Source organism: Arthrobacter sp. ov118, from assembly GCF_900116495.1.
GTDB lineage: Bacteria > Actinomycetota > Actinomycetes > Actinomycetales > Micrococcaceae > Arthrobacter.
Genome location: NZ_FPAY01000002.1, coordinates 260,211 through 273,147 on the forward strand (window position 1 = coordinate 260,211; position 12,937 = coordinate 273,147).

At 65.4% G+C, this 12,937-nt stretch carries 11 protein-coding genes; 3 read left to right on the forward strand and 8 right to left on the reverse strand.

The annotated features are described in order from the left end of the window. Positions 1-129: 129 nt before the first annotated feature. Positions 130-1,959 carry a gamma-glutamyltransferase gene (ggt, locus tag BM372_RS06620; protein WP_090953397.1) on the forward strand — a complete coding sequence of 610 codons (1,830 nt, stop codon included), beginning with the start codon at positions 130-132 and terminating at the stop codon, positions 1,957-1,959. A 120-nt stretch (positions 1,960-2,079) separates the two neighbouring features. On the opposite strand, the gene BM372_RS06625 is transcribed toward ggt, so the two are convergent. The 5 genes from BM372_RS06625 to BM372_RS06645 form a co-directional block, all read right to left on the reverse strand. After that, positions 2,080-2,451 (reverse strand): hypothetical protein, encoded by a 372-nt coding sequence (locus BM372_RS06625; RefSeq protein WP_090953399.1) that lies wholly within the window; start codon positions 2,449-2,451, stop codon positions 2,080-2,082. 452 nt (positions 2,452-2,903) lie between these two features. Further along, the gene (locus tag BM372_RS06630; protein ID WP_256214077.1) at positions 2,904-4,607 is read right to left on the reverse strand and encodes an HNH endonuclease signature motif containing protein; all 1,704 of its coding nucleotides are present in this window, start codon (positions 4,605-4,607) and stop codon (positions 2,904-2,906) included. Between the two features lie 185 nt (positions 4,608-4,792). Further along, the gene (locus BM372_RS06635; protein ID WP_090953403.1) at positions 4,793-5,560 is read right to left on the reverse strand and encodes a DUF2182 domain-containing protein; all 768 of its coding nucleotides are present in this window, start codon (positions 5,558-5,560) and stop codon (positions 4,793-4,795) included. A 1-nt stretch (position 5,561) separates the two neighbouring features. Beyond that, positions 5,562-6,167: a DUF1326 domain-containing protein gene (locus BM372_RS06640; protein WP_090953405.1), complete on the reverse strand. Its 606-nt coding sequence runs from the start codon at positions 6,165-6,167 to the stop codon at positions 5,562-5,564. Between the two features lie 307 nt (positions 6,168-6,474). Further along, a complete protein-coding gene (locus tag BM372_RS06645) occupies positions 6,475-6,999 on the reverse strand; it encodes a DUF2087 domain-containing protein (protein ID WP_090953407.1) in 525 nt (174 codons plus the stop codon). Positions 7,000-7,120: 121 nt separating this feature from the next. Here BM372_RS06645 and BM372_RS06650 point away from each other — a divergent pair, with 121 nt between their 5' ends. Continuing rightward, entirely contained in the window at positions 7,121-9,058 is a 1,938-nt protein-coding gene (locus BM372_RS06650; RefSeq protein ID WP_218160852.1) for an alpha-amylase family glycosyl hydrolase, read from the forward strand. A gap of 30 nt (positions 9,059-9,088) precedes the next feature. On the opposite strand, the gene BM372_RS06655 is transcribed toward BM372_RS06650, so the two are convergent. The 3 genes from BM372_RS06655 to BM372_RS06665 form a co-directional block, all read right to left on the reverse strand. Next, positions 9,089-10,561, reverse strand: coding sequence for a M1 family metallopeptidase (locus BM372_RS06655; RefSeq protein WP_256214078.1), 1,473 nt, complete (start codon positions 10,559-10,561; stop codon positions 9,089-9,091). Between the two features lie 138 nt (positions 10,562-10,699). Further along, positions 10,700-11,248, reverse strand: a complete 549-nt coding sequence (locus BM372_RS06660) for a hypothetical protein (protein ID WP_090953411.1) — start codon at positions 11,246-11,248, stop codon at positions 10,700-10,702. Between the two features lie 2 nt (positions 11,249-11,250). Then, positions 11,251-11,808, reverse strand: a complete 558-nt coding sequence (locus BM372_RS06665) for a hypothetical protein (protein ID WP_090953413.1) — start codon at positions 11,806-11,808, stop codon at positions 11,251-11,253. Between the two features lie 131 nt (positions 11,809-11,939). On the opposite strand from BM372_RS06665, the gene BM372_RS06670 reads away from it, so the two are divergent. Then, positions 11,940-12,890: a 5'-3' exonuclease gene (locus BM372_RS06670; protein ID WP_177235919.1), complete on the forward strand. Its 951-nt coding sequence runs from the start codon at positions 11,940-11,942 to the stop codon at positions 12,888-12,890. The last annotated feature ends 47 nt before the right edge of the window (positions 12,891-12,937 follow it).

The following is a 12,937-nucleotide window of genomic DNA, read 5'->3' on the forward strand; positions in this document are numbered from 1 at the left end:
TACATCGGCATCTTCTCGGGGCTGCCGAAATGGCATCTCCTACTGTTGGGGCAGGTATTGAGTGTCACAGGCATGCGGAGTAGCGTGACAATAACTGTCAACAGGCGTCACTCGGACCCGGGAGCGATCATGGCAAATCTGACAAGTGGCTTGGTGGCCTTCACGGCGGCTCTGGCATTGAGCGTGACGGGCGGCGCTGTCGCCGGCCCGGCGTTCGCCGATCCGCGGGAGACGGAAAAGACCTCGACGGCCACTGGCTACGGCGGCGCTGTGAGCACGGTGGACCCGGAGGCGTCCGCAGCGGCGATCGAGGTTCTCCGCAAGGGCGGCAACGCGGCGGATGCCGCCGTGGCCGCAGCCGCGACCCTCGGTGTGACCGAGCCCTACAGCTCCGGCATTGGCGGTGGCGGCTACTTCGTGTTCTACGACGCGGAGACCGGCAAAGTCGGCACAATCGACGGCCGCGAGACGGCACCGGCAAAGATGCCGCACGACGCGTTCATCGACCCGGCGACCAAACAGCCCTACCGCTTCACCCCAGAACTCGTTACGAGCGGCATCTCCGTAGGCGTCCCCGGCACGCCGGCCACCTGGGAGCGTGCCCTCGACAGGTGGGGCACTCTCAGCCTTGGCGATGCCCTCAAGCCCGCCATCAAAGTGGCGACCCGGGGCTTTGTGGTCGACAAGACGTTCCGCCAGCAGACCCTCGACAACAAGCTCCGGTTTGAGGCGTTCACCTCAACGAGCAAGCTTTTCCTCCCGGGCGGTGACGCTCCCGCCGTCGGCAGTGTCTTCCAAAACCACGACCTCGCCGAGACCTACCGGCTCCTCGCGAAGAACGGCACGGAAAGCTTCTACGGTGGCGCGCTCGCGGCCGAGATCGCGGCCACCGTAAAGGCTCCACCCAAGAGTGCCGGCACAACGCTGCCGGTTCCGGTAGGCCATATGACGACGGCGGACCTCGCCGCATACCGCGCCATGGATCAGGCGCCTACGCGCGTGGACTACCGCGACCTGGACGTCTACGGCATGGCCCCGTCCAGCAGCGGCGGCACTACGGTCGGCGAGGCGCTGAACATCCTGGAGCCCTCCAATCTGTCCGCGATGTCCACGCCCGGGGCCCTGCATCACTACCTCGAGGCGAGCGCGCTTGCATTCGCTGACCGTGGCAAGTACGTGGGTGACCCCGCCTTTGTCCGCGTCCCCACCGCGGCGCTCACCGATCCGATCTTCGGCAAGGAGCGTGCCTGCCAGATCGACCCGCTGCACGCGGCGGCGAAGCCGGTTGCGCCGGGGGACGTGTCCTCGTACGACGGCGCGTGCCCGGCTGCCGCCGTGGCGCCCGCCGATGAGAAGGACACGGAGAACGTCTCGACGACCAATCTGACGGTCGCGGACAAGTGGGGAAACGTGGTCGACTACACCCTCACGATCGAACAGACCGGCGGGTCCGGCATCGTGGTCCCCGGCCGCGGCTTCCTGCTCAACAACGAGCTGACCGACTTCACGACCGTCTACGACCAGGCCGACCCGAACCGGATCGAGCCGGGGAAGCGCCCGCGCTCGTCCATGTCGCCGACCATCATCCTCAAGGAGGACAAGCCGTTCCTCGCTCTTGGCTCGCCCGGCGGATCGACCATCATCACCACCGTCCTGCAGACGATCTTGAATCGGGTGGACCTGGGCATGACCATTTCCGAGGCGATCGCTGCACCGCGTGCCTCGCAACGCAACACAGCCAAGGTGACGGCCGAGCCGGAGTTCATCGCCGCGTACGGCAGTCAGTTGACACCGTTTGGCCATCAGTTCACGCCGTCGGGGGACGCGTTCACCTCGGCAGCGGAGATCGGCGCCGCAACCGCCATCGAATTCCGGGACGACGGTCGCATGGTCGCAGCCGCCGAGCCCGTCAGACGCGGCGGCGGATCCGCGATGGCACTCAAGCAGTCGCCGAGGTAGGGCCGCGCCGTCTAGGCCGCGGTGCTGCAGGGGCCGGGAGAAGAGCACGCGGGCTGTATCGGATTTCAGAACAGGCAGCGCGTCGTTCTGGCAAGGGCATGGCCCCGGGGTGCGACCCTTCTAGACGTCGCCTATCGCTGTGTTGATTCCCTGCTTGGCCAGATTGGTGATCCGCCATCGCTTTTCCTTAGAGGCATAGCTCACTGTATGGGTCACATTTAAGGTCTTGGCGAGCCGTCGAGCGTCGTCTAAGGCCACGATCAGTTCAAGGCGTGCTTGGCGGGCCGCCGCCATGTTTGCCGACTTGATCCTGTCGGGAAACAGGCCCTTTGCAGTCCAGTTGAATTCGACAAGCAATTCGTATCCCGTTGCGGCTACGAGCTGAGCCAGGACACGGTGTGATTGGGTCCCCGTTCCGACGCTGATCTTCTGAACTCGCTCGGCTGCAACCAAATCCCCGGCCGACGTCACAAGCCAAGCATCCGACATCATTGTCCCTTTCGTTATTCGAACTGTGGCCGTATTCAGTGTCGGCGGACCTCTAAGTTACGAATACCCGCCGAGAATACCGGTTGCCGAGTGAGCGTACGCAGGCCTCCGGGCCATGGCAAGGGCCCCATGCCCTGTCCGGTCGTGTCCGGCGTGTCACTGGAGGCCGCCTACGCTGCGCCTAGGCGCCCGGGCGCCTGGACGCCTGGGCGCCTGGACGCCTGAGCGCCTGGACCGGGACCGGGACCGGGACCGGGGCCGGGACAAACGGCCCCCTCGCACACCAATGACATCAGCGCCGGGTTATGGAGTAGACCGTCACGAACGTTGCCCGCGTGGACCGGGTTTACTGAGTAGTAGGGTCCTCCAATCAGACCCGCGGACGTCCCAGGGCTTGCTTTGTAGCGCTCAGACGGCAGGAACCAACTGACTAGCTTGCTTGGATAGCCGCGCTGCTATGGCACGCTGCTGGTTGGTAAGGCATCTTGCAGCAGGAGGCTATCCGGGAAGGGGTCGTTGTCGTGCGCCCCCGACCCATAGGGATCGAACATCTCTCCCGCCGGCGGTGATTGCGCGGCCACAAATTGGTGCCAGTCCGGGAACGGGTCCGCGGGCAATCCGGGTTCCGGACCGGGAACGTCGCCGGGATCCTGGGCAGGATCTTGGCCGGGGTCCTGGGCGGGCAGGGACTGGGGTGGCCAGTGGGGTGGTTCCCAGTCCTGGTGTTCGCTGGGGTAGTGCCGTCCGGACGGTGAGGTCCATCCGGGCGGGTGGTCCTTGCTGGCGCCGGTGGGTGTCCAGGCGGAGCGGTGTTTGAGGCGGTGGTGTTTCGGGCAGGGCTGGCCCAGGTTGGAGATGCCGGTGCTGCCGCCGTCGGCCCAGGCGAGCAGGTGGTCCGCTTCGTTGTCCAGGGAGTGGTTGTTGCAGCCGGGGAACGGGCACTTGCCGTCGCGGAGCCGGAGCCATCGGCGCTGGGCTGTGGTGAGACGGTAGCTGGTCCGGCCGATCTCCAGCGGTGTGCCGTCGCGGGGGTCGGTCAGGACACGGTAGAAGGAGTCGGCGCCGTCGGTGACCAGACGGCGGGCCATCGACGGCGGGATCGGCCCGTACCCGTCCAGGACGGCGGGTTCGTCGGTGGCGCCCAGCAGGGACAGGACCGGGACGGTGACCAGGACCTGCGCCCGCGGGGACGGCACCTCCCCGGCCCAACCCGCACCCCCACCAGATGTGCCGGTGCCGGGCGTGCGACCCTGGAGCCTTCCGGCGCCGGTGCCGGTGTTGTGGCTGCCGCCGGTCAGGAGCCAGGCGGCGGTGGTGTCGGCGCGGAGCTGGGCGAGGGTCCGGGCCTCGTCCGGGCCCTGGAGGGCGCGGGCCGCGGCGGTGCACCGGTCCCAGATCCCCGCGGCGGTGTCGGCGCGAAGGTATGCGGAGAGCCAGGCCATGCCGTCCCGGTCCGGGACGTACTCGACCCGCCGGTCCGCGGCGCTGTTGGCGTGGCGTGTTTCGATGCTGAGCGGGTGGTGGCGTTCCCGCCACGCCCGGGCCTTGGCGCGGAACCGGGACGCCACGAGGTCCCCGGCCCGGCATCCGCGGGCCGGGTCCGGCGCGTCGGGGTCCAGGAAGTGGGCCTCCAGTGCGGCCGCTCCGGCCCGGTCCAGGCCGGTGGTTTCATCGACGATGATCCGGGCGTGTTGCCATGAGATCTCCCCGGCCTGCAGGGCCGACAGGGTCAGCGGCAGCGCCGCCGTCAATGCCTGTCCGTCTGACAGGAGCGCCCCGGCGGTGCGTTCCCCCACGGTCAGGACACACGCGACCTCGGCGACCGCGGCCATCTGCTGCGCGGCGCGGTCCTGCGGGGACGCCGCGCAGGGCACCAGCGCCCCGGCCGCGTGCACGTAGTCGGTGGACAGTCTCACCTTCAACGCGGCCAGCCCGGACTCCAACCGCGCCAACTCGGCCAGCCCGTCCAGGCAAGCATCCGCGAAGGCCCGCAACGGATCAGCATCCCGCAGCGAATCGGTGCCGGGCTGACCAGTTTCGAACGCATCGGTGCCGGGCTGACCAGCGCCTGGCTGACCAGCGCCGGCCGGATCGGAGCGGTCCACCCCGACGCCGGCGAGGTCAGCCAGCGCCGCAGCCGACGCGAAGACTGCCTCCAAGGCCGCCCTGCTCTCGGCGCTCCAGGTTCCCCCGGTCCGAGTTTCCCCGGACCCAGTTCCCCCGGTTGAAGCCGCTCTGCTTTCCATACCCCCAGCATCTCAAGAGGCACCGACATTCTAGGGCGACAGCGTTAGTTAGAGTGACTGGTCGCGGAAACCAAACGCTGGGCGGTGGGTCATCGGCCTCACATGGCCGGGCTCATGTAAAGTCCGGGCAACAGCCATGGGTGCGCGGGCACGAAGAACGCGAAAACTATCAGCGACGCCCCGGTAAACCGACTGAAAGCGCCGCCGTGTTTCCAGGTCTTCTCCAGCAGGATGGTCGCCGTGAGCACCGCCATCCACGCTAGGTTCATCACGCCCACAGCAACGAGAACGATCATCAGTCCCCAGCAGCAGCCGATGCAATACAGCCCGTGGTAAAGGCCGACTCGCACATCGCGAAACCGCCCCTTGTATCCGGACACGTGCAGCAGGAACGCCATCGGGGAGCGGCAGTGTCCTAGACAAAAATCCTTGGCTGGGGTGAGCTGGTAAACCCCAGCTGCAAGTATCAGTCCGGCGCCGACCCAAGAAGCGATATCCGGCGCGTCCGCGGCCAGCATCGTGGAGAAAACAGAAGCCACGTAGGCAAAGACGCCGAACCCGATCCACGTCGCAAGGTAGCCGCAAAGTAATGCCACCGTGCGGACCGCCCTCACCCTGCTGCTGGGCACTGCGCTAATGGACCTGAGGTACATTGACGTGAGCGGGGCCAGCGCGGGCAACATCATGGCCACCATCATCAGCGTCCATGCCGCGAGAAACCCCGCCAGGCCGACTACCATCGACCCCTGGCCTGCAGGCATGCCGGCGAAGCCCGCGATCGTGAAATACCAGGCGAGGAGGGCGCACCCTACCAAGGCGAATAGCGAGGCGCGGTGGCTCGCCGCGAGATACGTGCGCCCCGACACTTTATGCCGACCAGGCAAACGGGGCCGAGAACGAGTTCTTCCCCGTGTAGTCCCAGGTCATTCCAAATACATCGCCGCGCGAAGCAACGGACCGGCCAGCCGCCAAAGTGTCCGCCGGGAATCCAACACCGCTGACGCGCACCCCGCGTTCTGTGGCGTCCAGCGGCGAAAGGAAGTCCTCCACAGTCATGTCCACGACCTTGCCGATCCGGACCTGATGCCGCCTCCCGTCGTCGGAGTAGGCCACGTCCAATGAGTCCATCCCGACCATTTCGCCAATCAGCGGTCCCAGCCCCTGCATCGGGCCGCCGAGTTGGCCGCCGAATACCGCACCAAGCGCCTCGGCCTGCCCGGCTGACGCGGCCGAATCCATCAAAACGCCGACCTTCCAGCCGCCATCGCTCATCACGGCCGGTGTATCCGCAACGACGCAAACCGTCAGACCGCCGACGTCGACGCCGTTCACGTCACCGGTATCAACATGGAACGCCAAGACCACGAGACAACGGTCATTGTCCGCCGATGCCGTCATCCCGGAGGTCGTGCAAGGGCAAATCATGTCGCAATTACAGTTCTCGAAATATGTACCTTCAATATGCCAGGCCATCTAAGGCTCCTTCCAAAAGAGCCCCCCACAATGTGAAGTTTCCTCCCGCCTCCGGCCACTGTCCAGACCGCAGGGATAGGCCCGAAAATCGCCACCTTACGGCGCGCATATGAAGCAGCCGACGCCGGGAGCGGACGGTTCTGTTAGAGCACCATGTTGCTCGCGTCACCGGCTTAGGCAGCCGCTGCGGCGACGTCTGCGCGGATGTCCGGCGAATCCAGCGGCAGGAAAAGCCACCCCGCACCTTCTGCGTTGAGGCGGCGCTCGGACGGGACTGGACACGCTGTGCCAACGTCCGCTTCGGAACCTATGTTTCGTCGTGCCGCGAGTAGGAGGAGCCGGAGGGCGTTCGTACCAATAGTCCGAAGTCGATCATGTAGCGGCGCAGCATCACGACGTCGTCGGCATAACTGAGGAGCCGTTCATTGACCTGCTTTTCCGTTAGGTGTTCGCCCGGCTCGATGGCTTCGCTGACGATCCAGGCCAGCAGCTCCCGCCGTTCCGCCATGTTGGCTGGATACCTCTCGATCCTGCCGAGGCGCATGAAGCGGGCCAGTCCGGTTTGCGCCTGCCGCCGGGGTTGCTGGGTGAGCAGGTCGCGGAAGATCGCCTCAGACGCCTCAAGTTCATTGGCAGCATTCCGTTCGACGAGCCCGGACTCGAGCAGGACGGCGATGGCCCGGTTTCGCCGGTGGTCATTCAGATCAGCAGCCACGTCGAGGAGTCTGGCGCCGAGCACTATTTGCGCGTAGGCGGTCCGCGCGTCGTTATTGGCGAGCGCTGCCATCACTCGCCGCCAGTGCGGACCGCTCAGCCTTGTCCCTCCGGTCATAGCGCATCCCTCGCTCTCATCTGTCCCCGCTTGTGCGGATCACGGGGTGCTTGGCCCACAGGCAGAATCGTAGTCCCAAGGCCCCTTCCGCGCTCCGGCGGAGTTCCCCATACTTGGCTCATTGTGCAGTTCGACGGTCTTTCGAATATCGGACGAGAACCTGAAGAAGGACACCATGATCTCGATCAACGACATCCCGTGGGTGCAGCTCCTCAAGCAGAACCACTACCACGCTTCACCCCGCGACTGGTCGGACCAGGTGATCTACTTCCTTCTGATCGACCGGTTCTCCGACGGTAACGAAGACGGCTACAAGGACGTTGCCGGCCAAATCATCCACGGCACCACCCAGCGGTTTTCACCGGGGGACGCGGGCAACGCCGTGCAGACCCAGGCTGACATACAGAATTGGCAGTCCGCCGGCGCTCAGTGGCTTGGCGGAACCCTTAAAGGCATCCAATCCAAAATCGGCTACCTGAAGAGGCTCGGTGTGACATCACTCTGGATCAGCCCCGTACTCCGCCAGCGACCCGGGGTGGACGATTACCACGGCTACGGCACGCAGAACTTCCTCGAAGTGGACCCGCACTTCGGCACGGCGCAGGACTTCAAAGACCTGGTGGATGCCGCCCACGCGGCCGGGCTGAACGTCATCCTCGACGTGATCCTCAACCATTCCGCCGACGTCTTCCAATACGACACCGTCGATCCGAACACCGGACGATTTTACGAGCCCATGTGGAACGGTGACACGTTTCCGGTGGCGGGCTGGCGGGACGGAAGTGGCGTCCCCAGCCTCCCGTTCCCCACGCCGGTCAATCCAGCCGACACGGACGCGGCCGTCTGGCCGAAAGAACTGCAGGCCGACGGAGTCTTCACCCGTAAGGGGAAGATCGGCAATTGGGACCACGTGCCGGAGACCACTGAAGGGGACTTCGAGGGGCTCAAAGACATCCATCAGGGAACCGGGCCGGTGGATGACTACACGCCGTCGGCGGCAATGCAGGTCCTGACCGAGGCATACCAATACTGGATTGCGTACGCGGACGTGGACGGCTTCCGGGTGGACACCGTCAAACACATGGACCGCGGCGCCATGCGTTACTTTGCTTCCGCCATTCATGAGTTCTCCCAGACTCTTGGCAAGGACTCATTTCTTCTGGTCGGAGAGATCACCGGCAGCCGGGAGGACGCCGTCGAGATACGGGACGAAACCGGGCTCGACGCGGCCTTGGGCCTGGCAGACGTTCAGGGACAAATGGTTGACACAGTGAAGGGGTGGACCAATCCCCAAAACTACTTCGACCTCTTCCGCAACTCCTACCAGGTCGATAAGGCATCCCACACCTGGTTCCGCAACCACGTCGTCACCAACTTTGATGACCACGACCTGGTGCGCATGGGCAGAAGCTACAAGGCGCGCTTCGCCTCGGACCAGGAGGGGAGTGCACTGGAGCTCGCCGTGCTAGCCATGAACGCGACGACGCTCGGCATCCCTTGCATCTATTACGGCAGCGAACAGCGGTTCGACGGAAAGTTCCCGACGGCGGCTGATCCGCACCCTGCCACCGACTTCAAGGCGGACCGGTACATACGCGAAGCAATGTTCGGCGGTAACTTCGGCTCATTCCGGAGCCGCGGCCGGCACTTCTTTGACGAGTCGGCGGAGGTGTACATGCAGCTCGCCAACATTCTGGCCATACGGAGAAACGATCTCGCGCTCCGCCGCGGCCGGCAGTACCTGCGCCCCATCTCCGAGGACGGAATCAGCTTTTGGTATCCAACCCGCATCGGCCCGGGACGTATGACATCCGTCGTGGCCTGGAGCCGGATCATCGCGAACCGGGAGGTCGTCTGTGCCATGAACACCGACGTCGTGTCCCGCAGAGCAGCCTGGGTGACCATCGACGCCGGCCTGCACTCCATAGGTGACAAGTTCCAGTGCGCCTATTCGACCGAGCAGGGCCAGCAGGGATCAGAGGTGGCCGCTGAGGGACGGAACGGTCTGGCGATCAGCATCGACGTCGGTCCGGCCGGCTTCGTCATCATGGCGCCGTAACCGGCTGCCAGGCAAGGGCGCGCTGCCCCGCTACGGCATCGTCGGGCGGTCGCCCTCGCGCAGCCAGTCGTCGAAGAAAGCGTCAAGCTGCCGGCCAGAGGCCTTTTCCATGACCTCCTCGAAGTCTTCCGTCGTCGCCGTCGAGTCGTTGTAGCGGCTCAGCCACGACCGGGCGCCCGCGAAGAACGCCGCGTCGCCGATCTTCACGCGCAACGCGTGGAGAGCAGCGGCACCGCGGAAATAAACCTGGGCCTCGAACAAGTTGCCGCGACCCGGGTCAGCAATGTTGAGCGCCCAGCGGTTGTTCGCATCCAGGTATGCCACGGCGTCCGCGAACTGCCCCGACATCGTTGCCGTGCCTTGGTGCTCGGCCCACAGCCACTCGACGTAGGTCGCCCACCCCTCGTTTAGCCAGATGTCCTGCCAGTCGGACGCGCTGACCGCATCGCCGAACCACTGGTGCGCCAGTTCGTGCACCACTGAGGCGTCATCCGCGACCAGCGAATACACCGGCCGCGTCTGCGTCTCCAGCGCGTAGTCGACGCCGTCGTCGTCGACAATCGCTCCAAAAGCCTCGAACGGGTAGCGCCGGAACACGCCCTCCAAGAAGGCGATCATCTTCGGCTGCAGCGCGAGGGAGGCCTTCGTCTGGTCCAAAGCCGCGCCCGTCACGCCCGCGTCGATTGCGTTGATGATCGGCAGGCCGCGCGGACCGACGTCGTACGACAGGGCAAAGTCGCCGACGCTCGCCGTCGACAGGTAGCTGGCCATCGGGTCCGACGCCTTCCACGTCCACGTCGTCCACCCGGCCTTGGTCGCCGGCCGGCCAACAGGCAGGCCGTTCGCGACGGCAGTCTTGCCTGCCGGCACCGTGATGCGGAAGGTGTAGGTTGCCTTGTCTTCCGGGTCGTCGTTCACCGGATACCAGGTCGCTGCGCCCTCGGGCTCGTTGACCACCATCGCGCCGTCAGCGCTGGTGACCCACCCGTACAGCGCACCCGAGGTGTCGAGCGGTCTGCCGGTGGACCCGCTGTACTCGACGGCAATCGTCGTCGTCCGCCCGGCCTTCAGCTTTGGCCGCAGCCCGATGGTGAGTTCCCAGATGCGGTTCGCGTCGTCCTGCACCTGGGACCATTTGGCGTCCTTGCCGTCGTCCCGGACCGACGTGACGCCTAGGCCGCGCAGGTCCAAGTTGAGCGACTTCAGGTCCTGCTTCGCGCGGAGGGTGATCGTAGCCACGCCGCGGAGCTGGCCCGCGAGCACCGCCGGATTGGCTGGCGGCGTGTAGCGGAGGGCGAGGTCGTAATGCAGGACGTCGTACCCGCCGTTGCCGGCGAACGGGAAGTATTCATCGCCGCTGCCGGGAGCGCCCGCCGAGTAGCGGGGCTCGTCTTCGTCGGGGGCGGCCTGCGCCGTCCCGCTGATTGCGCCGGCACTCGCTGCCGCCAGTGCGACGGCGACCGCTGTTCGACGCAGGGGACCGTGGAAATGTTGCCCAATCACCGGTGTCCTCCCGCCGTCTGATCGAAGCGGCCATTCGTTCCGCCGCCGGAATTTTGTATTCGATCATCATGGGGCCTTTCTTGGTTATCAATGTCGACGACCAATATGCCAATGACCGATGCTCCTGGAGCCCAGGTGCTAGGAGGGATTTGCCCTCGTGGTACCGGAGCCTGGTCCGATGGCCGCGGCTACCAGGCGGTCGAAACTCGCGGTCCCGTTCTCCGGAGGGACCACAGTGAGGACCGCAAGCCACCTCTCCGGAGAATTCTTCCCGGCCATTGCCACCCGTTCCATATGAAGGTTCAACCCGGGCACGCCGCTGACGAGGAGCGGAAGCTGCTCACCGCTTTTGACCATGCGGCGGAATTCCTTGACGGACAACTGGTCGGCCGGGGTGTTGGTCACCTCGGCGACGGTGTCGTTCACCCGCTTGGTTAGCCCCTGCATGAGCCTTCGCTGGTCCGAGACTGTAGGAATCGTCATAAGGGTCGCGAAGAAGACCGTGAACAACACGACAGCACCGAAACTGCGGAGAATGGGTATGAACATCATCAGGATCAGGCACAAGGCAAAAACGCCGATAAAGAACACGACGAACCTTGTTACGGGGTTGTCGCCGGGTTTCGTTGTCCAACGCACAAGGGCGACCTTGTTCTTGCGGGGCTCGTGGATTGGTGAACTTCCCATGATTAGTAGCCCTTCACTTCCATCAGCGCTTCGGCCAGAATGACTGCCTCGCGTGCTTCCTTGAGATCGCCCAGCAGGCCCATGTCTGGAAGGGCCGAGGGGGCAACGGTTGAACCGGAAAGTGCAGAAAAGATGCTGCCCAACTTTTCGCGGTCCTGCGACAGCATTCGGGAAGCATTCAGCTTGATTTTGCTCAATTCAAGCTCCAGGAGTGACTTGTCGATGGCCTCGCGACGCGCCTGCATCACCGCGAGCTGTTCTTTCAGGCGCTCGACCCGGCCCCGGAACATCGATTCCATCTTTCCTGCCACGACGTGGAGCTCGCACAGCGCGGTGTAGGACTGCGGTGACCCGGAGTGCGCGGCGAGCCGGCCATTCACGTAGAGGCGCCGCCGTTCCCATTGCCGGACGGCAGATTCATACGGTTCCAAGAGCAAAGTGACCCCCGCCAAAGCCTTGTCCAGCGACCCGGCCCGGGCGCTCAGGCTGGATGTGGCGGCGTCCAGCCTCGACAGGAAGGCGTCGTAATTGTCCTGCGGCCGGGCGCTATCGGTATTCACGAGCCGCCCGCGCGCGCTGGCGCGATTCCTCTCGTTGGATATTGCTCCCATCTGTCATGGCAAGAGAATAGGGGCTCCGGGCCCGATGGGATAGGGTGCCGGCCGCGGGCACATCTGTGTCAGGATCAGTTATGACCCAGCGACTGATGCTGCTCGACACCGCGTCTCTGTACTTTCGCGCCTTTTATGGCGTGCCGGACACGATCCGCCGCGCCGACGGGACGCCGGTGAACGCCGTCCGCGGCCTGCTCGACATGATCGCGCGGCTTGTCACCGACTACCACGCGACGGATCTCGTGGCGTGCTGGGACGATGACTGGCGTCCGCAGTGGCGCGTCGACCTCATCCCGACCTACAAGTCGCATCGAGTCGCAGCAACGGTTGCCGGTGCCCCTGACGTGGAAGTCGTGCCGGACGCCCTTGAAGCGCAGATTCCGATGATCCGCACCGTGCTCGACCTCGCCGGCATCGCCGTCGTCGGGGCCGCCGAACACGAGGCGGACGACGTCGTGGGCAGTTACGCCAGCCATGCCGAGCTTCCGGTCGACGTGGTCACGGGCGACCGCGATCTGTTCCAGATCGTCGACGACGCCCGCCAGGTGCGGGTGATTTACACCGCCCGCGGCATGAGGAACCTCGAAGTGGTGACCGACGCAGTCATAGTCGGAAAGTACCGCGTGCTGCCCCAGCAGTATGCCGACTACGCGACCCTCCGCGGCGACACGTCCGACGGGCTGCCCGGCGTGGCCGGCATCGGCGAGAAGTCCGCCGCCGCGCTGCTGGGAGAATACGGCACCCTCGACTGGCTGCTGGAGGCAGCGGCGGATGCAGACGGCGGTCTGTCCGCAGCGGCGCGGTCCAAGCTCGCCGCCGCCGCGGACTACCTCAAGGTCGCGCCCGCCGTCGTGAGGGTGGTGCGCGACCTCGAACTGCCGACACTCCAGGAGGCTGGCGCGCAGCTGCACCCAGTCGCCGGTGATTCGAGGGCGGAGCTTGAGCGCCTCGCCAGCGAGTGGAACCTCGGCGGTTCGGTCAGGCGGCTCCTCGAAGCCCTTGACCTCAAGTCAGGGCGGGACCGGTAAGACCGACTGGACGGCGACGACGACGGCGACGGCTCGGCGACGGCTCA